The 24,367-nt window shown below is 65.9% G+C and carries 22 protein-coding genes; 6 read left to right on the forward strand and 16 right to left on the reverse strand.

Features of this window, described 5'->3' with window-relative positions; all coding sequences use genetic code 11:
* Positions 1 to 21: 21 nt before the first annotated feature.
* The 4 genes from acs to ACUCV3_RS03180 all read right to left on the reverse strand — a co-directional run bounded on the left by acs (position 22) and on the right by ACUCV3_RS03180 (position 6,586).
* Positions 22 to 1,980, reverse strand: coding sequence for an acetate--CoA ligase (gene acs, locus ACUCV3_RS03165; protein ID WP_122928816.1), 1,959 nt, complete (start codon positions 1,978 to 1,980; stop codon positions 22 to 24).
* 11 nt (positions 1,981 to 1,991) lie between these two features.
* Complete coding sequence (locus ACUCV3_RS03170) at positions 1,992 to 4,019, reverse strand: TonB-dependent receptor (RefSeq protein ID WP_122928264.1); 2,028 nt, start codon at positions 4,017 to 4,019, stop codon at positions 1,992 to 1,994.
* A 104-nt stretch (positions 4,020 to 4,123) separates the two neighbouring features.
* Positions 4,124 to 5,503: a porin gene (locus ACUCV3_RS03175; RefSeq protein ID WP_122928265.1), complete on the reverse strand. Its 1,380-nt coding sequence runs from the start codon at positions 5,501 to 5,503 to the stop codon at positions 4,124 to 4,126.
* 120 nt (positions 5,504 to 5,623) lie between these two features.
* A complete protein-coding gene (locus ACUCV3_RS03180) occupies positions 5,624 to 6,586 on the reverse strand; it encodes a PQQ-dependent catabolism-associated beta-propeller protein (RefSeq protein WP_122928266.1) in 963 nt (320 codons plus the stop codon).
* A gap of 167 nt (positions 6,587 to 6,753) precedes the next feature.
* Between ACUCV3_RS03180 and pedF the strand changes: the two genes are divergently transcribed.
* The 4 genes from pedF to ACUCV3_RS03200 all read left to right on the forward strand — a co-directional run bounded on the left by pedF (position 6,754) and on the right by ACUCV3_RS03200 (position 10,682).
* Positions 6,754 to 7,182 (forward strand): cytochrome c-550 PedF, encoded by a 429-nt coding sequence (gene pedF / locus ACUCV3_RS03185; protein ID WP_122928267.1) that lies wholly within the window; start codon positions 6,754 to 6,756, stop codon positions 7,180 to 7,182.
* A gap of 5 nt (positions 7,183 to 7,187) precedes the next feature.
* Complete coding sequence (locus ACUCV3_RS03190; protein ID WP_122928268.1) at positions 7,188 to 8,051, forward strand: substrate-binding periplasmic protein; 864 nt, start codon at positions 7,188 to 7,190, stop codon at positions 8,049 to 8,051.
* Positions 8,052 to 8,146: 95 nt separating this feature from the next.
* Positions 8,147 to 9,901, forward strand: a complete 1,755-nt coding sequence (locus tag ACUCV3_RS03195; RefSeq protein WP_122928269.1) for a methanol/ethanol family PQQ-dependent dehydrogenase — start codon at positions 8,147 to 8,149, stop codon at positions 9,899 to 9,901.
* Positions 9,902 to 9,914: 13 nt separating this feature from the next.
* Positions 9,915 to 10,682 carry a response regulator gene (locus ACUCV3_RS03200; protein WP_037509058.1) on the forward strand — a complete coding sequence of 256 codons (768 nt, stop codon included), beginning with the start codon at positions 9,915 to 9,917 and terminating at the stop codon, positions 10,680 to 10,682.
* Between the two features lie 157 nt (positions 10,683 to 10,839).
* Here the strand turns inward: ACUCV3_RS03200 and ACUCV3_RS03205 are convergent, their stop codons facing one another.
* Genes ACUCV3_RS03205 through ACUCV3_RS03225 form a run of 5 tightly spaced genes read right to left on the reverse strand, consistent with a single transcriptional unit; the run spans position 10,840 to position 13,601 of the window.
* Positions 10,840 to 11,457, reverse strand: a complete 618-nt coding sequence (locus tag ACUCV3_RS03205) for a MarC family protein (protein WP_004208345.1) — start codon at positions 11,455 to 11,457, stop codon at positions 10,840 to 10,842.
* Complete coding sequence (locus ACUCV3_RS03210; protein WP_122928270.1) at positions 11,454 to 12,101, reverse strand: YybH family protein; 648 nt, start codon at positions 12,099 to 12,101, stop codon at positions 11,454 to 11,456. Before ACUCV3_RS03210 ends, ACUCV3_RS03205 begins: the two co-directional genes overlap by 4 nt.
* Positions 12,098 to 12,991 carry a bifunctional methylenetetrahydrofolate dehydrogenase/methenyltetrahydrofolate cyclohydrolase FolD gene (gene folD, locus ACUCV3_RS03215; RefSeq protein WP_010338455.1) on the reverse strand — a complete coding sequence of 298 codons (894 nt, stop codon included), beginning with the start codon at positions 12,989 to 12,991 and terminating at the stop codon, positions 12,098 to 12,100. Before folD ends, ACUCV3_RS03210 begins: the two co-directional genes overlap by 4 nt.
* Positions 12,988 to 13,311: a DUF167 family protein gene (locus ACUCV3_RS03220; RefSeq protein WP_122928271.1), complete on the reverse strand. Its 324-nt coding sequence runs from the start codon at positions 13,309 to 13,311 to the stop codon at positions 12,988 to 12,990. The genes folD and ACUCV3_RS03220 overlap by 4 nt, the downstream gene beginning before the upstream one ends.
* Positions 13,308 to 13,601, reverse strand: coding sequence for a YggT family protein (locus ACUCV3_RS03225; RefSeq protein WP_004208349.1), 294 nt, complete (start codon positions 13,599 to 13,601; stop codon positions 13,308 to 13,310). The genes ACUCV3_RS03220 and ACUCV3_RS03225 overlap by 4 nt, the downstream gene beginning before the upstream one ends.
* Positions 13,602 to 13,761: 160 nt before the next feature.
* Here ACUCV3_RS03225 and ACUCV3_RS03230 point away from each other — a divergent pair, with 160 nt between their 5' ends.
* On the forward strand, positions 13,762 to 14,283 hold the full coding sequence (locus ACUCV3_RS03230) for a GNAT family N-acetyltransferase (RefSeq protein WP_037520209.1): 522 nt from the start codon (positions 13,762 to 13,764) through the stop codon (positions 14,281 to 14,283).
* An 8-nt stretch (positions 14,284 to 14,291) separates the two neighbouring features.
* Here the strand turns inward: ACUCV3_RS03230 and argB are convergent, their stop codons facing one another.
* The 7 genes from argB to adh all read right to left on the reverse strand — a co-directional run bounded on the left by argB (position 14,292) and on the right by adh (position 22,716).
* A complete protein-coding gene (argB, locus tag ACUCV3_RS03235; RefSeq protein WP_004208351.1) occupies positions 14,292 to 15,209 on the reverse strand; it encodes an acetylglutamate kinase in 918 nt (305 codons plus the stop codon).
* 25 nt (positions 15,210 to 15,234) lie between these two features.
* A complete protein-coding gene (locus ACUCV3_RS03240; RefSeq protein ID WP_010338459.1) occupies positions 15,235 to 15,867 on the reverse strand; it encodes a queuosine precursor transporter in 633 nt (210 codons plus the stop codon).
* 66 nt (positions 15,868 to 15,933) lie between these two features.
* Entirely contained in the window at positions 15,934 to 18,183 is a 2,250-nt protein-coding gene (locus ACUCV3_RS03245; RefSeq protein ID WP_122928272.1) for a hybrid sensor histidine kinase/response regulator, read from the reverse strand.
* Positions 18,180 to 19,331, reverse strand: a complete 1,152-nt coding sequence (locus ACUCV3_RS03250; RefSeq protein WP_206364605.1) for an FIST N-terminal domain-containing protein — start codon at positions 19,329 to 19,331, stop codon at positions 18,180 to 18,182. The genes ACUCV3_RS03245 and ACUCV3_RS03250 overlap by 4 nt, the downstream gene beginning before the upstream one ends.
* 42 nt (positions 19,332 to 19,373) lie before the next feature.
* Entirely contained in the window at positions 19,374 to 20,675 is a 1,302-nt protein-coding gene (locus ACUCV3_RS03255) for a DUF3422 domain-containing protein (protein WP_122928274.1), read from the reverse strand.
* On the reverse strand, positions 20,665 to 21,057 hold the full coding sequence (locus tag ACUCV3_RS03260) for a DUF779 domain-containing protein (protein WP_004208356.1): 393 nt from the start codon (positions 21,055 to 21,057) through the stop codon (positions 20,665 to 20,667). Before ACUCV3_RS03260 ends, ACUCV3_RS03255 begins: the two co-directional genes overlap by 11 nt.
* Before the next feature lie 138 nt (positions 21,058 to 21,195).
* Positions 21,196 to 22,716, reverse strand: coding sequence for an aldehyde dehydrogenase (gene adh, locus ACUCV3_RS03265; RefSeq protein WP_122928818.1), 1,521 nt, complete (start codon positions 22,714 to 22,716; stop codon positions 21,196 to 21,198).
* A 208-nt stretch (positions 22,717 to 22,924) separates the two neighbouring features.
* Between adh and ACUCV3_RS03270 the strand changes: the two genes are divergently transcribed.
* The gene (locus ACUCV3_RS03270) at positions 22,925 to 24,277 is read left to right on the forward strand and encodes an FAD/NAD(P)-binding protein (protein WP_122928275.1); all 1,353 of its coding nucleotides are present in this window, start codon (positions 22,925 to 22,927) and stop codon (positions 24,275 to 24,277) included.
* Positions 24,278 to 24,367 lie beyond the last annotated feature (90 nt).

The raw sequence follows: 24,367 nt of genomic DNA on the forward strand, positions 1-24,367 counted from the left end.
ACCTTGGGTCGCGTGCGAAAATCAGGCCGCGACCCCGGCGCGACTGCGCACCAGGTCCGCGACCACGCTGGGATCGGCCAGCGTGCTGACATCGCCCAGCGCCTGTGCCGACACCTCCCCCTCGGCGATCTTGCGCAGGATGCGGCGCATGATCTTGCCCGATCGTGTCTTGGGCAGGCCGGGCGCGAACTGGATCACGTCCGGCGTGGCAATCGGCCCGATCTCGCTGCGCACCCATTGGGTCAGGGTCCGGCGCAAATCCTCGCTCGGTTCCTCACCCACATTCAGCGTGACATAGGCATAGATGCCCTGCCCCTTGATGTCGTGCGGCATGCCGACCACCGCCGCCTCCGCCACGGTCGCATGCAGCACCAGCGCGCTCTCGACCTCGGCCGTGCCCATGCGATGGCCCGATACGTTGATGACATCGTCGACGCGGCCGGTGATCCAATAATAGCCGTCCGCATCCCGCCGTGCGCCGTCGCCGGTGGTATATTTGCCGGGGAAAGTGGTGAAATAGGTCTGGAAGAAGCGCTCATGATCGTTCCAGACGGTGCGCATCTGGCCGGGCCAGGACCGGGCGATCAACAGATTGCCTTCGCTCGCCCCCTCCTGCACCACGCCCTCGCCGTCGACGATCTGCGCCTCGACACCGGGCATGGGGAAGGTCGCACTGCCGGGCTTCAGGTCCGTGGCGCCCGGCATCGGCGCGATCATCGCGCCGCCCGTCTCGGTCTGCCACCAGGTGTCGATGATCGGGCAGCGCCCCTCGCCCGCGACGCCATGATACCAGCGCCAGGCCTCCGGATTGATCGGCTCGCCCACGCTGCCCAGCAATTTGAGCGACGCGCGGCTGGTCTTCGCGACATGATGGTCGCCCTCCTTCATCAGCGCGCGCAGTACGGTCGGCGCGGTGAAGAGGGTGTGGACCTGATGACGGTCGACCACCTCCCAGATGCGGCTGGGCGTCGGCCAGCTCGGTAGCCCTTCATACATCAGCGTCGTCGCGCCATTGGCCAGCGGGCCATAGACGATATAGCTGTGCCCCGTGACCCAGCCGACATCGGCCGCGCACCACCAGACGTCACCGGGCCGATAGTCGAAGCAGAGCGCATGGGTGAGGCTGGCCCAGAGCAGATAACCGCCGCTCGAATGGACCACGCCCTTGGGCTTGCCGGTGGAGCCGGAGGTGTAGAGCAGGAACAGCGGGTCTTCCGCATTCATCACCTCGGCCGGGCAATCGGGCGCGACGCCGGCCATTGCCTCGTCATACCAGCTGTCGCGGCCGGGCTGCATCGCCACCGCCCCGCCGGTCGCGCGCACCACCAATACGCGGCGCACGCTGGTACAATGGTCGAGCGCCAGCGCCGCGTCGACATTCGCCTTGAGCGGCACGCGCTTGCCGCCGCGCCGCCCCTCGTCGGCGGTGACGACGATGCTGGAATCGCAATCGGTGATGCGGCCTGCCAGCGCCTCGGGCGAAAAGCCGCCGAACACGACGCTGTGGATCGCGCCGATCCGGGCGCAGGCGAGCAGCGCCACCGCCGCCTCTGGGATCATCGGCATATAGATGGTGATGCGGTCGCCCCGGCGTGCGCCAGCATCCTTGAGCACATTGGCGAACCGGCAGACCTCGGCATGCAATTCACGATAGGTCAGGCTACGCGGCGCTTCAGACGGATCATCGGGTTCCCAGAGGATCGCGGTAACGTCGCCCCGCTCGGCCAGATGCCGGTCGAGGCAATTGGCCGACACGTTGAGCGTGCCGTCGGCGAACCACTGGATGCCGAAATCCGCTTCGTCGAAGCTGCTTTCCGACGCGCGGGTCGGCGGCGTGATCCAGTCCAGCCGCTGCGCCTGTTCCAGCCAATAGGCGTCGCCCGCGTCGAGCGACCGGCGATAATCGGCGGCGCGCGCCGCCTGGTTCATGCGGGCATGGGCCGCCCAGTCGGCAGGTATCGGAAACAGGTCTTCGGACATGATGGCTCCCTTCATTGGCCGAACCGCACGCCGATCCAGAGCGTCCTGGGGGTGCCCAGGTCGATCGATCCACCGGCATTGCGGGTGACGACATCCTCGTCGAACAGATTTTCTCCGCGCGCGACCAGGCTGATGCCATGGCCGATCGGCAGCCGGGCGAGGGCGTCGAGCGTCAGCGCATCGGGCAGCACATCGCTCTGCAGATCATCCTCATATTGCTTGGCCGTGTAGCGCAGCGTCGCCGAAAGCTCCGGTCCGGCCTTGGGCGCCCAGGCCAGCGTCGCGCTGGCGGAGTGGCGCGGCACCTGCGCCGGCGCGAAGCCGTCGAATGCCATGCCCGGCGCATCGACCTTGCTGTGACTATAGGCATAGGAAGCGAGCAGCGAGAAATTGGCCGGCAGTTGCGCGCTGGCGGTCAGTTCCACGCCCTTGGCCACGATCGCGTTCACATTCTGGCGCTTGCGGGTGACACTATCGATGGTGACATTGGCGATCGCATCGTCGAGCCGGTTGTAGAAAAGCGTGGCGGAGAGCTGCATGCCCGGTGCCGGGGTGAGGTCGATGCCCCCCTCCACGCCCTTGAGCTTCTCTGGCTTGAGTGCCGCATTGGCCTGGGTGGTGATCGGGAAGACGACGAAGGGTCGATACAACTCGTTGAGCGTCGGCAAGCGGAAGCCGCTATAGGCCGCGCCGCGCAGCGCCACCGCATCGCTGATATGGTAGAGCGCGCCGGCCCGACCGGAGAAGGCCCAGTCCGAGCGATTGGCGTAGCTGCTGTCCTGCGTCACCGTCCCAGCCGCACTGACCGCCTTGTAGAAGCCGTTGCGGATCGACCAGCGATCCGCCCGCACCCCGCCGGTCAGGACAAGATTGCCAATCGTCCAGTCATCCTCGGCAAAGATGCCGGATGTGATCTGGTCGCCACCGGCATGGCGGCGCGCTGTCAGCGGGTTGCTGGCGAGGCCCGCATTATAGGCATCCTCATACATGTCGCCGGTGGCAAAGCGGCTATCCACGCCGATACGCAGCACATGATCCGCGCCCACCGGCGGGCGCAGCTCGATCTTGCCGCCGATCCCGGTCGAGGGGGTGTTGCGCTGGTCGAGCGACTTGCGGAAGCTGGTGGAGGAGATGACGATATTGGAGAAGTTGCGCGCCTGGAGATAGGCGAGTGCATCGACCTGCCAGCGGCCGCGGCTGATATAGCGAATGCTGGCATCCTGGCCCTGGCTCATGCTGTCGGCGCCGGCAAAGCGCAGCGTGCGATTATCCTGGAACAGGGTGCCGCGAAACTGGATTTCCGAGGTCGCATTGATCGGCGCGACGGCGCGCAAATTGGTCGACCAGCTGTCATAGGCGGCGGGCACGGTGGCGGCGACGCGCTGGTCCTTCGGCGTGGTCTGGAAACCGTCGCCCCGATCCCAGCGGCCGGACAGCGACACGTAACCGCTGCCCAGATCCGGCGCGATGCTGGCCGACAGCTCGGTCGCATCCCTGCTGCCGTAGAAGGCGCTGGCGCCGAAGTGTGGCATCTGGTCGCGGGTGGCGCTGGCCAGTTCGATCGTGCCGGCAACCGCGCCGGCCCCGAACGCGCCACTGCCCCCGCCGCGCGTCACCCGCACCAGCGCCAGCCGGTCGGGCACCAAAGCCGAGAAGGGGATATAGCCGAAGAAGGGATCAGCCACCGGCACGCCATCAAGCAGCACCAGGGTCCGGCTCGACGCATTGCCACCCAGCGCGCGCAGGGTGGCGCCCTGGTTCGAGGGATTGGACGCTCGGCTGTCAGAGCGGCGGAACTGCTGGAAGCCCGCGACATCGGCCAGCACGCTCTCGATCCGACCCGACGCCGCATCCTCAAGCCGATCCCGGTCGATCACCACAGAGCCATAGGCCGGCGTCCCAGGCGGCAGGGCGAGGCCCGTGCCGGTCACCACGATCGACGCGGCGGCCATCGCCTCGCCAGCGCCATCGGGTGTTTCCGCCTGCGCCGCGAAGGGCGCCATTGCCATGCCGAGCGCGAGCCATTTTGTTCTGCGCATATATCCTCCCCTGCCGCCCCGTCATGCGAAGGGGCGGCATCCCTTCGATAGGATGCCGCCCCTTGCCGGAACATTGGCCTTTGGGCCGATGGCCCTTCCCCCGCTCAGAAGAAGAGGATGGCGCCGGCGGCAATCGTGTCGCCCTGCGCCTCATTGCCATTATGCGCCTTTGAGGTGCTGTGGATATATTCGCCGATCAGCGTCACCCAGCTGGTCAGGCCATAACGGCCCTGCCCCACCCAGCTGCTGTTCTTGCGGATCAACGTCGGGTTGGCGAGCGCGTCCGCGGCATTGGCATAATGGAGATTGCTCTCGCCATAGCTGCCACCGACCGAGAATTTGCCGAAGGTCGCCAGCCCCTGAAGATAGAAGCCGTCGCTGTCGCGCTTGTTGCCGGCGGCATCGGTGTCGAACAGGTTGAGCGCCGTCGTGCCCAGCCCCGAGCCATTATAATAATAGCCGGTCAGGACGATCGGGCCATAGCCGATCTTGGCGCCGGTATCGAAACCGCTGCCGGTATAGGAAATGCCGTCGACGCGATTATGCCGCTGGGCGATGCCCGACAGCCAGGCGCGGGCCGAAAAATCGCCGAACTTGCCGTCATAGACGATCTTGCCTTGGAAGCCGGGCGACTTGTTGCTTTCGCCCGGTCCGGTCAGCGATTCGAGCGGCTGGAAGACGCCGACCGAGACCTGGAAGCCCGACAGGCTGGGCGACGTGTAAGTGATCTGCGGCTGGAAGTCGGTATAGATATAGCCGATGCCGATGCGGCCAAGCGAAGTGTTGGACGGCGCGACATTGCCGCCGCTCGACCCGACCGACAGCAGGGTGATGTCGTTCAATATGCCTTCCGAGCCGAACAGGCCGATGTCGCGACCCAGCTTGAACTCGCCTAGGCCGGAACGGCCGATGGTCATGTAGGTCTGGCGGAAATCGATGCCGGCGGTCTGCAGCGCCACCGGCCGGCCGCCGGCATTGGCGCCGCCGCCGACGGAATAATCCGCGCTGTTGATACCGGGATACATGCCGAAATGAGCGCCGACGTCCCAGCCGCCCTGATTGGTCGTGACGTCGAACTTCAGGTAGCCGGGCAGCAGGCCGTTGCGGATCGCCGAACTATTGCCGCCAACCGGCACCACGCCGCCGACGACATCGGTATTCGGCCCGGCCGCCTGGCCATTTTCATGGGTGTAGAAACCGTTGACCGAGCCGGACATCTTGACCGTGACATCGCCCACCTCAAACCCGACGCCGCTGTCGGCGACGCGCACCACGGGCTTGCCGTCCGATGCGGCGGGCGCAGCGGCAGCGGCCGGCGCCGCAGCGTCTTCCTTTGCCAGCTGGGCATATTCCTCGTCGGTGAGGATCCCCTTTTCATGCAGCCTTTTCAGCAGTTCGCTCGTCGTGCCGGCGCTGGCCGGCGTTGCCCCTGCGACGAACAGCAACGCCATGGCGGCGCTGCCGAGGAATGTTCCCCGTGCCATCTCATCCTCCCTCTTATGCGCCGGTCGTGCCGGCTGTCGGGAAGAGTGGGCGGCGGCGATGGCGGCCGAAATTGGACTTTGGTTCTCGTCCTCCCTCCGCGCACCTCGCTATACTTTTGGTCAGGGCGCGACGGCGATGCCCCACGGCCCGGCGCCGACCGCTACCGTACCGACGACCTTGCCGGCAGCCAGGTCGATCACCGAGACATTGTCCGAAAGGCCATTGACGGCAAAAGCGCGCACGCCGTCCGGGCTGACCGCGACATGCCAGACCCGCTTGCCGACCGGCACATAGGCGCGGACCTTGCGGGTGGCGACATCGACCAGCGCGACATGGTTGGCGCGGCCGAGCGCCACGACCGCCGTCTTGCCGTCCGGCGTGAAGCGTATGCCGCAGGGCAATAGCTGATAATCCTGCACGCCGGAAATGGCGAAATGCAGCGTCTCGACGATCCTGCGCGTGGCCGGATCGGCAATCTGCACCGTGCCGCCCATCTCCGCCGCGATCCACAGCTCCTTGCCATCGGCGGTAAATTCGACATGGCGGGGGCGCTGATCAGTCTCGGTCGCGTCGACCATCGTCTTGTTCGCCAGGTCGATCCAGTTGACGACGCCGTCATCCTCCGATGTCACCACCACCCATTTGCCGTCGGGGCTTTGCGCCACGCCCTCGGGCTCCTTGCCGACATCGACCTGGAAGGCGACCTTGCGGCTGTCGAGGTCGATCGCGGTCAGCGCGGCATTATCCTCATTGGCGACGAACAAGGTCCGGCCATCGCGCGACAGGAAGAATTGCTCGGGATCCTGCCCCGATGGCAGGTCCGCGACGACCTTGCCGGTCGCGCGGTCGATCATCTGCACCGCATGGTCGTTGCTGGCGCAGAGTAGGATATATTTGCCGTCCTTGGTGAGGGTGATGCCGCGCGGCCGTCCGCCCACCGGCCAGGTCGCGACCGTCTGCATTGTGGCGGCATCGATGACGCTGACGCTATTGCCCCGCTCGTTGGAGACATAGAGCGTCTCGGCCCGGACCGACGGGATCGCCACCGTCAGCGCAAGCCCCGCAATCACGCCCTTCATCATGCCCGCATCCTCTCGTTCTTTTGGCCTGATAGCGGATTAGCCCCCGGCCCGTCGCGGCGGGATTGTACCAATGGCCAATGGGGGCCGCCCCCGCCCTCCCCTACAGTCATCAGCGACAGGGACGACATGCGGCCAGCACAGGCACGCGGCACAGACGAGGGTTTGGGATGAGGAATTACGGACGGATCGCATTGTTCGGCGCGGCCTGCCTGGCGGGCGCATCGATCACATCGGCACTGATGGCGCATGGCAATGTCACGCCGCAGGCGGTCGACACATCGGCCCTGCCGGAAATCGGTGCCGACTGGGTTCAGCACAACCCCTATCGCGGCAATGCCACGGCGGCGAAGATCGGCGAATCCGCCTATGGCCAGAATTGCGCACGCTGCCACGGGCTGGACGCGGAAAGCGGCGGCATCGCGCCGGACCTGCGCTATCTGGAAGTCGGCGACAGCGGCGACGAATGGTATATCCAGCGTTTCCAGCATGGCTCCAGCCATGACGGCAAGGTTTATATGCCGCCCTTTGGCGACGTGCTGGGACAGAAGGCCGGATGGGCGATCCGCGCCTGGCTCGAAACCAAGCATCAGGAGTGATCGCGATGGATCGCCGCGCCTTCTTGAGCAGCGCGGCGGCCGCCGCGCTGGTTGGTTATATTTCGGGCGGGCAGGCGGCAAAGGCCGCGCCGCTCGGCAAGGTCAGGGAATTGGGTGTCCTTCGGGTCGCAGTCTATAAGGACAACCGCCCCTGGTCCTGGCGCAAGGACGGCAAGCTGACCGGGATCGACGTCGACCTGGCCCAGGCGCTGGCCAAGGGGCTGGGCGTGCGCGCCGACATTGCCGAACTGGTCGCGGACGAAAGCGCCGACGACGACCTGCGCAACGGCGTGTGGAAGGGCGGCCTTCTGGGCTTCCAGCCGGCCGACATCATGCTGCATGTGCCGTTCGACCGGACTTTCGCCGCACGCAACGATCAGGTCGCGATCATCGCCCCCTATTATCGCGAAAGCTTCCAGTTTGCGGCGGTCAAGGGCGAGATCGACGTCAACGCGCCGCCGACCCAATATCGCGGCAAGCGGCTGGCGGTCGAGATCGACTCCATTCCTGATTTCTACCTGATCGGCACATTCGGCGGCATATTGGCCAGGAATGTCGTCCATTTCCCCGGCGGGACGGAAGCCGTCACCGCGCTGACCGATGGCCGGGCCGATGGCGCGCTCGCCAGCCGGGCGCAGATAGAGGCGGTGCTGCACGACAGCGGCGCCACCAACATCGTCCGCCGCACCAGCCCCCTGCCCGCCTTCACCTCGGCCGGATGGGACATCGGCATGGCGGTGAAGGAGAATAGCCGGAACCTGGGCGATGCGGTCGAGACCATCCTGGCCGACATGACGCAATCGGGCGCGCTCAAGGCGATCTTCGAGCGCCATGGCGTCGCCTATGCGCCGGCCGTCGCGGCCGGCTGAACGGGCGACCCAAGGTCCAATTGGCACGGCCGCCGTGCCCCATAAGGTGCTGCATCGACGGCGTTGATCACGCCGGAAAACAAGGGAGGATGACTATGACGGGACGTTTCACGCGTTCGTTCCTGGGGGCAGCCGCGATCGCGCTGGTGGCCGGGGCCGCGCCACTGCTGGCGGCCGATGCGGCAGGCGGGCCGACCGATGCCGACCTGATGAACGATGCCGCATCGACCGGCGACGTGCTGACCTATGGCATGGGACCGCAGGCGCAGCGTTTCAGCACGCTCAACCAGATCAACACCGACACCGTCAGCAAGCTGGTGCCCGCCTTCGCTTCGTCACTGGGTGGCGAGAAGCAGCGTGGCCAGGAGGCTCAGCCTCTAGTCTATGATGGCACCATCTATGTCACCGGTTCCTATTCGCGGCTCTATGCCTTCGACTCCCGCACCGGCGAGGAGAAATGGGAATATAATGCCCGCCTGCCCGACGACATCATGCCCTGCTGCGACGTCGTCAATCGCGGCGCGGCGATCCATGGCGACAAGATCATCTTCGCCACGCTCGACGCGCGGCTGGTGGCGCTCAATCGCCATACCGGCAAGGTGGTGTGGAACAAGCAGATTGCCGATTACAAGGCCGGCTACAGCGCGACCGCCGCGCCGCTGATCGTCAAGGGCATGGTCATCACCGGCAATTCGGGCGGCGAGTTCGGCATCGTCGGCGCGGTCGAGGCCCGCGACGTGGATACCGGCGAGCTGATCTGGCACCGCCCGGTGATCGAAGGAAACATTGGCACCTTGCGCGGCAAGGATAATGGCATCACCGGCAAGCTCAACGCGACCTGGCAGGGCGATCTCTACAAGACCGGCGGCGGCGCGACCTGGCTGGGTGGCACCTATGATCCGGAAACCAATCTTCTCTATTTCGGCACCGGCAACCCGGCCCCCTGGAACAGCCATTTGCGGCCCGGCGATAATCTCTACACCGCGTCCACGCTGGCGATCGATCCCGAAACCGGCGTGATCAAATGGCATTACCAGACCACCCCGCATGACGGCTGGGATTTCGACGGGGTTAACGAGTTCATCCCGTTCGACGCGACGATCAACGGCAAGCCGATGAAGCTGGGCGCCAAGGCGGACCGCAACGGCTATTTCTTCGTGCTCGACCGGACCAACGGCAAGTTCGTCAGTGCCAACCGCTTCGTCATGCAGACGACCTGGGCCAGCGGCTATGACAAGAATGGCAAGCCGATCGTGATCCCGGCCGGTCGCCCCGGCGCGCCGAGCGCGACCGAGAAGGGCAGCACCGTTTTCTCCTCGCCCAGCTTCTTAGGGGGAAAGAACTGGATGCCGATGGCCTATAGCAAGGACACCGGCCTGTTCTACATCCCGTCCAACGACTGGGGCATGGACATCTGGAACGAGCCGATCGCCTACAAGAAGGGCGCCGCCTATCTGGGCGCGGGCTTCACCATCAAGCCGATCGCCGAGGATCATATCGGTGCGCTGCGGGCGATGGACCCCAGGACCGGCAAGATCGTCTGGGAATATAAGAACAAGGCGCCGCTGTGGGGCGGCGTGCTGTCGACCGCCGGCAACCTGGTCTTCACCGGCACGCCCGAAGGCTATCTGAAGGCCTTCGACGCCAAGACCGGCAAGGAATTGTGGAAGTTCCAGACCGGGTCGGGCGTGGTCGGATCGCCGGTCACCTGGGAACAGGATGGCGAGCAATATGTCGCCGTCATGTCCGGCTGGGGCGGCGCGGTGCCGCTGTGGGGCGGCGAAGTGGCCAAGTCCTTCAAGGATATCAATCAGGGCGGTTCGCTCTGGGTGTTCAAGCTGGCCAAATAAGGAGGCGAGGACGATGATCGTCATGGGGCGCGGACAGCATATGCACGGCGGAAATCGCGGGCAATTTGCCGCGCCCCCGCCTATGATCCATCATCATGGCCAGGGGGCGGACATGCAGGTCGAAGACAGTGATGCGATGATGGAAAGGGTGCTGATCGTCGACGATCACCCGCTGGTGCGCGACGGGCTGCGCAGCGTGATCGCGGTCAGTTTCGACGGCTGCGAGATTTTCGAGGCGGCCAGCCTGGAGGAAGCGCTGGCGACGCTGGAGAAACAGTCCAATTTCGACCTGGTGCTGCTCGATCTCAATATTCCCGACGTGAAGCGGCTCGATGGCCTGAAACTGCTGCGCAGTCGCCATCCGATCCTGCCGGTGGTGATGGTGTCGGGCGCGTTCGACCGGGGAATCGTACGCGAGGCGCTGGGCGCCGGCGCGGCGGGCTTCATCCCCAAGTCGATGAAGCGCAGCGCCATCGTCGATGCACTGCATCGGGTGGTGTCCGGCGAAATCTACATGCCCGACGCGATCGATGAGGCGCCGCAGGAAAGCGCCGAGGAAGCCGATATCCTGACCCGGATCGGCAGCCTGACGCCGCAGCAGCGGATCGTGCTGACTCATCTGGTCCATGGCCGGCTGAACAAGCAGATCGCCCATGACCTGAGCGTGTCGATGACCACGGTGAAGGCGCATGTGTCCGCGATCCTGCAGAAGCTCAACGTCTTCAGCCGGACCCAGGCGGTGATCCTGGCCAACCGGGTCCATTTCGACGGCGACAATTGAGCGCGAAAAATAGGAAATCCCGCGCTTAACTTCGCATATTTCCCGCACATTTCGACATTTTGATGCCGATGTTGGAAATCATGTTGCGCGCCTCATCCCTATCGTCCCCTGTTCCCGACTAGCATGGAACAGGGGCTGTAGGACAGGCAGGGACGGGTCAGAAGCTGGCCTTCAGCCCGTCGATCACGAACTGCGCCGCGAGCGCGGCGAGCAGCACGCCGAGCAGGCGGGTAATCACCGCCTCGATCTTGGTGCCCAGGATCGCCATCAACGGCCCGGCCGCCAGCAAGGCGCCCAGCATCAGCACCAAAGTCACCGCGACGGCGACCAGCACGACCAGCCGGTCGACCATGCCATCGGCGCGCGACATCAACAGCATGACGGTCGCGATCGAGCCCGGTCCGGCGATCATCGGCATCGCCATCGGGAAGACGGAGACATCCTCCACCTCCGGCGTCTCGGCGATCTTCTGCGCCCGGTCCTCGCGCCGCTGGGTGCGCTTTTCGAACACCATGTCCATCGCGATCATGAACAGCATGATGCCGCCGGCAATGCGGAAACTGTCCAGTTCGATGCCGAGCACGCCAAGCAGCTGCTTGCCCCACAGGGCGAAGACCAGCAGGATGGCGGCGGCAATGCCGACCGCGCGGATCGCCATCGACCGACGCTGGGCGATGCTCGCCCCGCTGGTCAGGCTGGCATAGATGGGCGCGCAGCCCGGCGGATCGATCACCACGAACAGGGTGACGAAAGCGGATATGAACAATTCCATCATGACGGCGCCCCCACCTTGTCGTCGATTACCACATCATAGCCGGTCCCGTTCCACATGCGGACGGTGATCCGGCGGCTGCCGTCGGTCGCGACATCGGCGGACCAGATCAGGCTGTCATCCTGCGGCACCGGCGGCGCCTCCCCCTTTGCCGGGGGCGGACCTTCGGGCCGCGCGCCGCGCTTGCAGGTCGCGACCTTGCCGGTCAGAAATTCCGGCACCTCCCGTTCGGTCGCCAGACGATCGCCATGATCGAGGATCCACTGCCAGCGGCCCTTCTTGTCGCGCCTCCACAGGGTGGTGAAATAGCCGACCGATCCGTCCGGCCGTTTCCAGTTGCCGGTGCTGGCGGCAAGCAGGCCGTCGCAGGAGACATAGACGATCGAGGGCGACCAGCTGACCGAGGCCGGCGGGTCCGCCTGCTTCTTCAGCCAGTCCTTCGCCACCACCCGCTGCGGCACGAACATCACGGCGTCATCCGCTGCCGTCTCGCGAAAGGCGGTCCATTGCCCCTTTTGCTGGGCAAGCCGGTTGAAGGCGATTTCGGCCGCGATCACCGAGCTGGGATCGGGCTGGTAACGCATCGGCGGCTTGGCCGCGACCAGCATCACCAGGCTGAGGGCGAGGAGCGCGCCGCGCCCCTTCACAGCCCCTCCGGCTTGGCGAGGCCCGCGCGCGCATGGGCGGCGACCAGCGTGTTGCGCAGCAGCACCGCGATCGTCATCGGGCCGACGCCGCCGGGGACCGGGGTGATGGCGCGGACATGGGACAGCGCTTCGGCCGTGGCGACATCGCCGACGATCCGGCCCTTGCCATCTTCGGTATCGACCACGCGGTTGATGCCGACGTCGATCACCGTCGCGCCCGGCTTGATCCATTCGCCCTTCACCATTTCGGCGCGGCCGACGGCAGCGACCACGATGTCAGCGCGGTGGACGATGCTGGCGATGTCGCGGGTGCGGCTATGGGCAATAGTGACGGTGCAATTTTCCGCGAGCAGCAGCGCCGCCATCGGCTTGCCGACGATGTTGGAACGACCGACCACGACCGCCTCCATGCCCGACAGGTCGCCCAGTTCATCCTTCAGCAGCATGATGCAGCCGAGCGGCGTGCAGGGCACCAGCGCATCCTGTCCGGTGGCCAGACGCCCCGTGTTGACGACATGGAAGCCGTCGACATCCTTGGCCGGGTCGATCGCGGCGATCACCGCCGCTTCATCGATATGCTTGGGCAGCGGCAGCTGGACCAGGATACCATCGACGCGGTCGTCATGGTTCAGTTCCTCGATCAGGTCGAGCAAGTCATCCTCGCCGATGCTGTCGGGGCGCTTGAACTCGAAGCTTTCCATGCCGGCGGCCAGGGTCATCTTGCCCTTGTTGCGGACATAGACGCTGCTCGCGGGATCTTCGCCCACCAGCACCACGGCCAGGCCCGGCTTGCGGCCCGTCTGTTCCACGAAGGCGGCGACGCCATCGGCCACCTTGTCCCGCAGTCCGGCCGCAAAAGCCTTGCCGTCGATAATCTTGCCGATCGTCATGTCGCGTCTATCCATGTCTCGATGATGGCGGTCAGCCGGTCCAACGCCTGCGCCCCGCCCTGTATCCGCAATCGCTTTAGCCGGTTGGTATCACCCGATTCCAGCAAAATCGCGCCCCTGGGCCAATCCAGCCGCTTGGCCAGCAGCGCGATCAGCGCCGCATTGGCCTTTCCCTTTTCCGGCACGGCGCGCACGCGGGCGGACAGCCAGTGCGCATCATGTTCGTCGGTCCAGCGCCCACCGACATCCTCGCGCGTGGCGCCGGGCGTCAGGCGGACCGCCAGAATGAGGTCATCCCCGTCCCGGCGCCACCCGGTCACATCAGGCTGGAGAAGAGCGGCGGCAGGATCGCCTGGCGGATGATGAGAATGCCCAGCAGGACAACCATCGGCGTCAGGTCGAGCGCGCCAAGGTCCGGCATGACCCGGCGGATCGGATTATAGATGGGCGCCGTCATCCGATCGAGCGCGACCATCACGGTGCGCACGAAATCGCTGCCCATGTTGACGACGTTGAAGGCGATCAGCCAGCTCATGACGGCCTGGATGATGATGATCCACCACAGCACGTCGAGCAGGATGACGATGGTCTGATAGAGGGCGTAGGCCATGCGGTCTCCGAAAGAGCGGTTGGCGCTCGCTCTAGCCGAGGCATGGGGCCGGCCACAAGTCGCGACAGTCCCTTATTCCACCAAAGGACGCCATAGTTCTGCAAAAGCCGGTTCGGCAGGAAGGGGTAGCGGGACCAGCCCGTCGCGCTATAGCGGAGCCATGGATTTTCGTGACGCCTCCCCCGCCGATGCCCCGCTGATCGCCGCCATGCATGTGGAAAGCTGGCGCATCGCCTATGCCCATATCATGGACCCGGCCTATCTGGCGGGCGGGATCGAGGCCGAGCGGCTGGCCACATGGACACAGCGGCTCGAACATCCGGCGCCGGGACAGCGCATCATCATCGCCGAACGGGACGGGCAGCCGATGGGCTTCACCTGCATCATCGGCGGGGCCGATGATCGCTGGGGCACGCTGGTCGACAATCTCCACGCCCTGCCCGCCGCGCGCGGCACGGGCCTTGGCACGGCATTGCTGGCGCGCGGGGCGCAATGGGCGATCGAGGGCTGGCCGCAGACCGGCCTGTTCCTGTGGTGCTACAGCGACAATTTGGCCGCGCGCGGCTTCTATGCCTCGCGCGGCGGGGTCGAGGTCGAGGATTGGGACAAGCCCGGCCCGGACGGCCGGACCCTGCCGGAAAAGCGCATATATTGGGCTGATCCGGCAATCCTGCTCCGGTAAATCCGGGCTTATTTGCGGATCAGCGTGCCCGCACCGCGATCGGTGAAGATTTCCAGCAGCATCGCATGCGGCACCCGGCCGTCTAGGATGACGGCGGCATCGACGCCGCTCTCGACCGCCTTGACGCAGGTTTCCAGCTTCGGGATCATGCCGCCGGTGATGGTGCCGTCGACCTGCAACGCATGGATCGCCGCCGGATCGAGATCGGTCAGCAATTCCTTGTCCTTGTTGAGCACGCCCGGCACGTCGGTCAGCAGGAAGAAGCGCGACGCCTGAAGTTCGGCGGCGATCGCGCCGGCCATGGTGTCGGCATTGACATTATAGGTATGGCCATCGGCGCCGATGCCCACGGGCGCGACCACAGGGATGATGCCGTCCTGGGTCAGCGTGTCGAGGATGCGACGATCGACCGAGACCGGATCGCCAACAAAGCCCAGGTCGACATGGCGCTCAATGCCCGAATTGGGATCGGGCGCGCGGCTGTGGCCGACCTTCTCGCACAGGACGAGGCCGCCATCCTTGCCGGAGATGCCTACGGCCCGGCCGCCCGCGCCGCTGATCCAGCCGACGATTTCCTTGTTGATGGAACCGGCCAGCACCATTTCGGCGATCTGGGCGGTTTCCTTGTCGGTGACGCGCAGGCCGTTCACGAACTGCGATTCGACGCCCAGCTTCTTGAGCATCGCGCCGATCTGCGGCCCGCCGCCATGGACGACGACGACATTGATGCCGACCGCCTTCATCAGGACGACGTCCTCGGCGAAGTCGCGTGCAGCCTCCGGATCGCCCATGGCGTGGCCGCCATATTTCACGACGAAGGTCTTGCCCGCATAGCGCTGCATATAGGGCAGCGCCTCGACAAGGGTTTCGGCCTTCGCGAGGAGCGCGGGATCGGGGGCGTAGTTGCTGGTCATGCGCGCGCGCATAAGCCCATATGCGCGCTACGGCAAGTTATCGATCGAGGCGACGGCCCAATGCGACCGCTGCGGAGATGAGCGGCGGCACCAGGATGATCGACAGCAGCACCTTGGTAATCATCTGTCCGACCATCAGGTCCATGATCGGCCGCTCGCCATAGAAGGAGATGGTGATGAACAGCAGGGTGTCGACGATCTGCGACACGACGCTGGCCACCATGCCGCGCAGCCAGACCAGACGGCCCTCGCCCCCGGCCAGGCGCGAGAAGATGAAGACGTTGAGCGTCTGCGACGTGCCATAGGAAATGAGGCCCGCCAGCATCATCCGCGATCCCTGTCCCACGACGATCGGGAAGGCATCGACGGCGGGCGGATACATGCCCGGATCATGCGGCAGGGCGATGACGATATGGATCAGCGCGGCCGACACCAGCAGCGGCACGAAGCCCAGGCGCACCAGCGCGGTCGCCGTCTTCTGGCCGTGCAGTTCCGACACGGCGCTGGAAATGATGACCAGCAGCAGGAAGGCGAAGATGCCGGCCTCCACCGCGAGCGGCCCCAGCGCGACCTGTTTCACCCCCAGCACGCCGGCCATGCAGACCATGCCGCCATAAAGGATGGAAAAGACGAAGAGGGAGCGGGTCAGCGGCGCGGGCGATGAAGTCATCGCCAGCCCTTACCGGGATTCGGCCTGCGGGGGAAGATGGCGCGGCACGCCTTGTCCCGTCCCCTTTCAGGCCAGCATGGTGCGCAGCAGCGCGCGCAACTGGGCGGGCTTTACCGGCTTGTTGAGCAGGGGGATGTTGGCGGCGGCGAGCTGGGTCTTGAGCGGTTCGCCGCGATCGGCCGAGATCATGACGGCGGGGATGCGGACGCCGAAATGATCGTGCAGGCGGGTGATGACCGTGTCGCCGGTCTCCCCGTCCTTGAGATGATAGTCGACCAGGATGATGTCGGGCCGGCGGCCATCGGCGAACAGCGCGGACGCCTGGTCATAGCCGTCGGCGGTGACGACGCTGCACCCCCAGCCGGTGAGCAGGGTGCGCATGCCCGATTGGATCTGCTTTTCATTGTCGACCACCAGCACCGACAGGTCGCGCATCGACCGGTCGCGGGTCGGCTGGCCGGTGTCGCCATCCTCCTCGCGCTGGGGCTGGCCGATGGGGAGGGCGATGGCGAAGGTCGCCCCCTGCCCCGGCTGCGAGCGCAAGGTGATGGGGTGGCCGAGCATGTCGCTGGCCCGCTTGACGATGGCGAGGCCCAGCCCCTTGCCCTGGCTGCGGGTGTCGAGCCGGCGAAACTCCTCGAAGATCAGCGCCTGTTGCTCGGGCGCGATGCCGGGGCCACTGTCGGTCACGCTGATCTCCACCCGGTCGTCATGCTGGATGCAGGCGACCGAAACCGTGCCGCGCGGCGTGTAGCGGATGGCGTTGGAGATGAAATTCTGGAGGATACGGCGCAGCAGGCGCAGGTCGGTCTCGACCCAGAGCGGCTGCGCCTCGATCCGGAAGGCAAGGCCAGCCGATCGGGCCATGGGGGCAAATTCGACATTCAGCGTCTGGAGCAGCCGATCGATGCGGAACGGGCCGATTTCCGGCTGGATCGCACCGGCATCCAGGCGCGAGATTTCCAGCAGCGCCTCCAGCAGATCCTCGACCGAGTCGAGCGCGGTCGAGGTCTGGTTGACCAGCGCGCGGGTCGGCAGCGCCAGCCGCCGGTCGCCCAGCGCCGCGACGAACAGGCGGGCGGCATTGAGCGGCTGGAGCAGATCATGGCTGGCGGCGGCGAGGAAGCGGGTCTTGGACAGGTTCGCCTTTTCCGCGACGATCTTGGCATCGATCAGCGCCGCCTCGATCGCGCGGCGCTCGGCCACTTCGCCTTCCAGCTTGCGGTTGAGGTCGACCAGTTCGCCGGTGCGTTCCGACACGCGCCGTTCCAGCGTTTCAGCCGTTTCCTGAAGGCTGGCCTGGGCGCGCAGCATGTCGGTGACGTCGGTGAAGCCGAACACCTGGCCGCCATCGGCCATGGCGTTGCTGCGCAATTCGAAATGCCGTTCCCCGGCGGTGCAGAGGCAGACCATCGCCTGCTGGTCCGCGCCGCCGCCGCGCCAGTCGAGGCAGCCCTGATCGTCCATCGCCAGCGTCTCGCGGCACCAGCGCTGCAATTCGGCATGACTGCCAAGCGCGCCGGCGAAATTTTCCGGCAAAGCGAGCAGCCGGCGCAGCGCGTCGTTCCAGGCGGCCAGTTGTCCACTGCCGTCGAACACGCAGACCCCCTCCGACAGATTGTCGAGCGTCGACTGCAGCACGACGTTGCGTTCGGCCAGTTCGCGGGCACGGGCGCGGGCATCCTCCGCCTTCGCCTCGGTAATGTCGGTATAGATGCCGACGATGCCGCCTTCGCTGGTGCGCAGTTCGTTGATCTGTATCCAGCGACCATCGGCCAGCCGCTGCACCTGGCCACCATCGGCGATGCCATGCTTTGCCAGGCGATCCGACACCCAGCGATCGGGCGCGACCTGTGCCCCGGCCGGCCCCTGGCTGTGGGCGGCGATGCGGGCGATGTCGTGGAAGGTCAGATTCTGGTCCAGCCGCTCGGCGACCTGCGGCCAGAAGCCGAGATAGGCTTCATTGTACAGGATCAGCCGGTCTTCGGCATCGAACAGCACGAAGCCTTCGTTGATCGATTCGATCGCATCGCGCAGGCGCACCTGCGCGGCGTCCGCATCGGCATGGGCCTCGGCCAGATCGGCATTGGCCTTGGCGAGGCGGCCCAGCGCATCCTCCAGCTGGAGCGTCCGGTCGCGCACCTTGGCTTCAAGCGAGATGGCGGTTTCGAACATGGAAAAGGCGTTGGCCGACATGTCGGTCGAGCGTTCCACCCGGTCCATCAGCGCGCCGTTGATCTTGCGCAGCTTGCGCACCTCCTCGCGCAGGGCATCCAGCTCCGCGTCGGTTTCAAGGGCGGTGCGCAGCTCGCTCATCGGCCGATCGCCAATCCGCTGAAGGTCTGGTTGACGTGCAACGCATGATATTGCTCGCCATAGGTGTTGAAGCCAATGACCCGGTTGCCGGCATAGAGGGCGGAAACATCGCGCGAAATCTGGCGCTGTTCGGCATCGATGCGGTTGAGCACGCAGTCGAAGGCGATGATCCGGTCCACCTCGCCCACGCGGGCGTGCAGGTCGGAGAAGAGCTGGCGCATGCCGGCGATCCGATCCACTGGCTCGCCGATGTTGAGCACGATCCCCTCGTCGATCGCGCAATAGAAGGTCAGGCTGCCGTCCGGGTTGGCGCTCTGGATCGAGCGGACATGATATTCGCCGCCGGCCCGGACCATCGGCGGATGCGCCGCGAAAAATTCCATCCCCAGCTCCTCGCCGGCATGGCCGGCCAGCCGCAGATATTCGGCCGCGGCCGGCTCTGCATTGATCTCGGTCACGATGCGTTCGTGCGGGATCGCGCCGGTAATCACCATCTTGGCGGCGCCAGGCTGATAATGCTGCGCCTTGAAGACGTGCATCGGCCGGGTCGAGGAGAGGATCGCCACCACGGCGGCGCGGGCATGGAAGCGGCCGCCATCGAAGATCGCGGTCTGGCGGAAGGCGAGATCGTCGCCGGATGATCCACCGATCAGCGGAATATCACCCAGCGCATCCTGGATCGTCATGGTCAGCAGTTCCTCCCGGTGCGAGAGGCCGTCGACCAGGAACAGCGCGACATGGTTGACCAGCCCGCCCAGTCGGCGGCTGTCCCGTTCCGCCTGCGCCGCCAGCGTCCGCACGATTTCGCGCGCGGCGACCGGATCGAAATTGTCGATGTCGTCGAAGCAATGGGACGTCATGCAGAAATCGGCAGCGGGAAAGCCGATCACGGTCAGGCTGTCATGATCATAGCCCGCATCGGTCAGTTCGCCCGAGCTGGTGCAGCCGATCACGGTGGTGCATTCGCTATGCAGGTTGATCGCCCGCGCCAGGCTATCCCGGTCATAATGCTGGGAACAGAAGATCACGGCGCCGGCCAGCGGCTCCGTGCCGAGTTGATCCACCAGATCCGCCATCGCCTCGAACGGATCGTCGGCATGGGAGGACGCAAATCCTATCCCTGCCCTTACCCCTGCGCCTGTCGCCATTGTCTCTCCCCATCGCCCATTTTCTTATGCTTTGGGGCATTATCATGTAGCGGGTTCCGCTGGCCTGTCACGCGAAACAAGCCGGCTTCTGGCGCCGTGGATCAGGTGGAAGACCAGCAATGCGACGAATGGCATGGCAAGCCCCAGCAGCAGCGTCGCGGACAGGCGCGGCCAGTGCTTTTCCACGGCCTTGAGCGGATAGGAGAGCAGGCCAAGCGCATAATAGCTGACGGCAGCCGTCGACAGCCCCTCAACCAGTTGCTGAAGCTGGAGCTGCATCCGTGCGCTGCGGTCCATCGAGGCGAGCAGGCGGCCATTCTGGTTCTCGATATGGGTTTCGATCCGGGTGCGCAGCAGGGCGGTGAACTGCGCCGCGCGGCCGTTGAGCAGCGCCAGCCGATCGGTCAGCGCCGCGCAGGTGCGCACGGCAGGCCAGAGCCGCCTTTCGGTGAAGTCGGCGAGCGAGCGATGACCGGCGATCGGCACGACGTCCAGTTCGGCGAGGCGACTGGCGACGATCCGGCCATAGGCGGCGGTCGCGCTCATCCGATAGGCGCAGCCGCTGTCGATCGACAATATGTCGGCGGACAACTGGATCAGTCGGCCCAGCAGCACATCGTCGCGCACCTCGCCGGCGGCCAGCGCCCGGCCGACCTGCTCCAGCGCCTGTTCCAGCCAGTCGAGATCGGCCCAGGCCGTGCGCGCGGGCGGCAGGCCAAGCAGCGCCAGATTGCGATAATTGCCCAGTTCCTGCAGCCGCTGGACGCAGCGGGCAAGATCGCCGGGCAGCAGGCCGTTGGCGGCCACCACCATCCGGCCATAGCCATCATCATGGATGCGGAAATCGGTCCAGATGCGCGCGCCGCCACCGACATGGCAGGTGACGAGCTGGCCCGCCGGGAAACCGGCACTGGCCACCAGCTCAGCGGCGGCGCCTTCATCCGCGACGATCGCCAGCCGCACGGCGCGGATCACCGCACCCGGCAGATATTCGGCCCAGGCGATCGCGGCACGGGCGTCGGCCGCATCGGGAAAATCCCAGCCGACCGGATCGCTGCCGCCGCGCACCAGGGTGACCGTGCTGGCCTCGCTATGCTGCTCCCAGTGAAGATGGATGTCGGCGCCCAGCCGGGTCTCGCGATGGCGGCTGTCATGCCCTGGACGCAGATCGCCCGGCATGGCGGACACGGCCGCCAGTTCGGCCGTGCGCGCGTCCGCATCGAGCAGGCGGACAAGCTGGATCATCCGTGCCGGGACCGTCAGCGCAGGTTCGCGGCGCAATTGCATCTCGCCCACCACCTGCGGGCGCAGCGCATGTTCGGTGAAGCGCCGCTCAGCCACCACGCGCCGGCTCTCCAGCGGCTTCCAGCAGATCCGCCTCCGCATCGGTGAAGACGCGCGAGCGGACGATGAAGCGCTGCCCCTCCGGGCTTTCGAGCGACATGCCGGCGCCACGCCCCGGCACCACGTCGATCGTCACCTGGGTATGGCGCCAATATTCGAACTGGGCCGCGCCGATCCACACCGGCACATCGCCCGCGACATGGCCCAGCAGCACATCCTGCGGGCCGACCCGGAACTCGCCGCGCGGGAAGCACATCGGCGCGGAACCGTCGCAGCAGCCGCCCGACTGGTGGAACATCAGCGGGCCATGCTGGTCGGTCAGGCGCGCGATCAGCGCGTCGGCCGCGGGCGTGGCGAGAATGCGGGCAGGACAATCGGCCATCGATCCGATCCTTCAGAACCAAAACCGCCATTGGCAACATTGGCAGAACCAAAGCTGGCGGGCATCCGGGGGAGGATGCCCGCCAAAGGTGCGGAGCGCCGAGAAAGGAGAGAGAAGGGGCGCTCCGCTGTGGATCCGTCAGAAGAAGCCCAGCGCCTTGGGGCTGTAGCTGACCAGCAGATTCTTGGTCTGCTGATAATGGTCGAGCATCATCTTGTGATTTTCGCGGCCGATGCCCGACTGCTTGTAACCACCGAAGGCCGCATGGGCCGGATAGGCGTGGTAGCAGTTGGTCCAGACGCGACCGGCCTGGATGCCCCGACCCATGCGATAGGCACGGGCGCCGTCGCGGGTCCACACGCCCGCGCCCAGGCCGTAGAGCGTGTCATTGGCGATGGCGAGCGCCTCCGCCTCGTCCTTGAAGGTGGTGACGGCCAGCACCGGGCCGAAAATCTCCTCCTGGAAGATACGCATCCTGTTATGCCCCTTGAGCACGGTGGGCGTCACATAGAAGCCATCGGCCAGTTCGCCGTCATGGGTGGCGCGATCGCCGCCGGTCAGCACTTGTGCGCCCTCTTCCTTGCCGATCGCGATGTAGGAGAGGATCTTTTCGAGCTGGTCGTTCGACGCCTGGGCGCCGATCATCGTCGAAGGATCGAGCGGGCTGCCCTGCTTGATCGCCTTTACCCGCGCGATCGCCCGCTCGATGAACTTTTCGTAGATCGATTCCTGGATCAGCGCGCGGCTGGGACAGGTGCAGACCTCACCCTGGTTGAGCGCGAACATGGCGAAGCCTTCGAGGCATTTGTCGAAATAATCATCGTCCGCATCCATCACATCCTCGAAGAAGATGTTGGGCGACTTGCCGCCCAGTTCCAGCGTGACGGGGATCAGGTTTTCCGAGGCATATTGCATGATCAGGCGGCCGGTCGTGGTCTCGCCGGTGAAGGCGATCTTGGCTATCCGCTTGTTCGACGCCAGCGGCTTGCCCGCTTCCACGCCGAAGCCGTTGACGATGTTGAGCACGCCCGGCGGCAGCAGGTCGCCGATGATCTCGGCCAGGACCAGCACCGACATCGGCGTCTGCTCGGCGGGCTTGAGCACGATGCAGTTGCCGGCGGCCAGCGCCGGCGCCAGCTTCCACACCGCCATCAGGATCGGGAAGTTCCAGGGGATGATCTGGCCGACGACACCCAGCGGCTCGTGGAAATGATAGGCGATGGTGTCATGGTCGATCTCGCTGATCGATCCTTCCTGGGCGCGGGCGCAGCCGGCGAAATAGCGGAAATGATCGATGGCGAGCGGAATGTCGGCATGGGTGGTCTCGCGGATCGGCTTGCCATTGTCGATCGTCTCGGCGAGCGCGATGAGGTCGAGATTGGCCTCCATGCGATCGGCCATCTTGAGCAGGATGTTGGACCGCTGCGTCGACGACATCTTGCCCCAGGCGTCCTTGGCAGCATGGGCGGCGTCGAGCGCGGCCTCGATATCGTCCGCCGTGCCGCGCGCGACCTGGCACACGACCTGGCCGGTGACCGGCGAGATATTGTCGAAATACTGGCCCTTGGCCGGTGCCGTCCACTGCCCGCCGATATAATTGTCGTAGCGGTCGCGGATCAGGGTCTGGCCGGCGAATTTATCCAGCGCCTGTTGCAGCATCATCTTGTCTCCTGGGTCGATTTTGTGATCGTCTTTCAGCCTTCAGAAGATGGCAAAGCAGGCCGCCGGTGCAATTGGACCTTCGGTCGGATCGCCCCGTCTGCGGGACGAGGCGGGCATGAGACGCGACCTGTGCCGCCCCCTCGACAGCGCCCCGACGGGCTGCTCTATCTGGCAGGCCCCTTCCCTGCCCGGAGAGATTTCCCCCATGTTCCAAGTTTCCCACCTGATCATCGTCGGTGGCGGGTTCAGCGGCACGCTGCTGGCGATCAACCTGCTGCGCTACGGGACGATGCGGGTGACATTGGTCGAGCGGCGGCCCGAACGGCTGGGCAAGGGTGTCGCGTTCGGCAGCGCCCTGCCCGATCATATCCTCAACGTCCGCGCCGGCAACATGAGCGCCTTTCCCGACCAGCCGGGCCATTTCGCGCAATGGCTGGCGGAGACGAGTGGCGGATCGGACGCCAGCTTCGCGACGCGGGCGACCTATGGCCGCTATCTTTCCGCGCTGCTGGACAAGACCCGCGCCGAGGCGGGCGACCGGCTGGACGTGATCGATGATGCGGCGGTCGACATCCGCATGACCGGCGATGGCTGTGTCGTCGAACTGGCGTCGGGCAAGGTGCTGACGGCCGACGCGGTGGCGCTGGCACCGGGCAATCTGCCGCCGCATGACCTGCCGCCATTCCGGGACAAGGCGCCCCCGCTCTATGTATCCGAACCCTGGGGCGCGGACATTGCCGAGGGGCTGACGCCGAGCGACAAGATACTGCTGCTGGGCACGGGCCTGACCGCGGTGGATTGCGCGCAGACGCTGGACAGCGCCGGCTTTCGCGGATCGATCCTGGCGCTGTCGCGGCGCGGGCTGGTGCCGCACAGCCATGCGCCGGCCGCGCCCTTCCCTGCCCTGCGCGAACGGCCCGCCGCCCATTGCGCCGGGCTGGTCCGCACCATCCGCCAGCGCGCCGATGCGGTCGGCTGGCGCCGCGCGGTCGATGAACTGCGCCCCTTCACCCAGGATATATGGCGGGCGGCCTCCCCGGTCGAACGGGCGCGCTTCCTGCGTCATGCCCGGCCCTATTGGGACGTGCATCGCCACCGCATCGCGCCGCAGGTGGCTGAACGGATCGCCGCGATGCAGGCGAGCGGGCGGCTGCGGATCGCGGCGGGCCGAATCATCGGCGCGCAGGACGCCGACCAGGGGCTGATCGTGCAATGGCGGCCGCGCGGCGGCGAACAGGTGCAGGATATCCGGGTGGCGCGGGTGGTCAATTGCACCGGGCCGCTGGCCGATCTGGGCCGGACCGACGATGTGCTGCTGCGCCGGCTGGCGGATCGTGGCGCAATCCGGCCCGATGCGCTGGCGATCGGCATCGACACCAACCGGCAGGGCCATGCCATCGCACGCGACGGCAGCGCGCAGGAACGGCTGCTGGTGGTCGGGCCGATGACGCGCGGCGCTCATTGGGAGATCGTCGCCGTGCCCGATATCCGCCGCCATAGCTGGGACATGGCGCGCGCGTTGACCGGCGCGCAATGGGTGGAGGCGGAAGGGCTTTAGAGCAAATTCCGATCCGACTGCGTCAGATCGGTTGCTCTAAGTTTTTGGTTTAACGCGTTTTCCGAGTCATCAGGTGATTCCACCTGATCA

The sequence above is a fragment of the Sphingobium sp. VMM genome, from assembly GCF_056790315.1.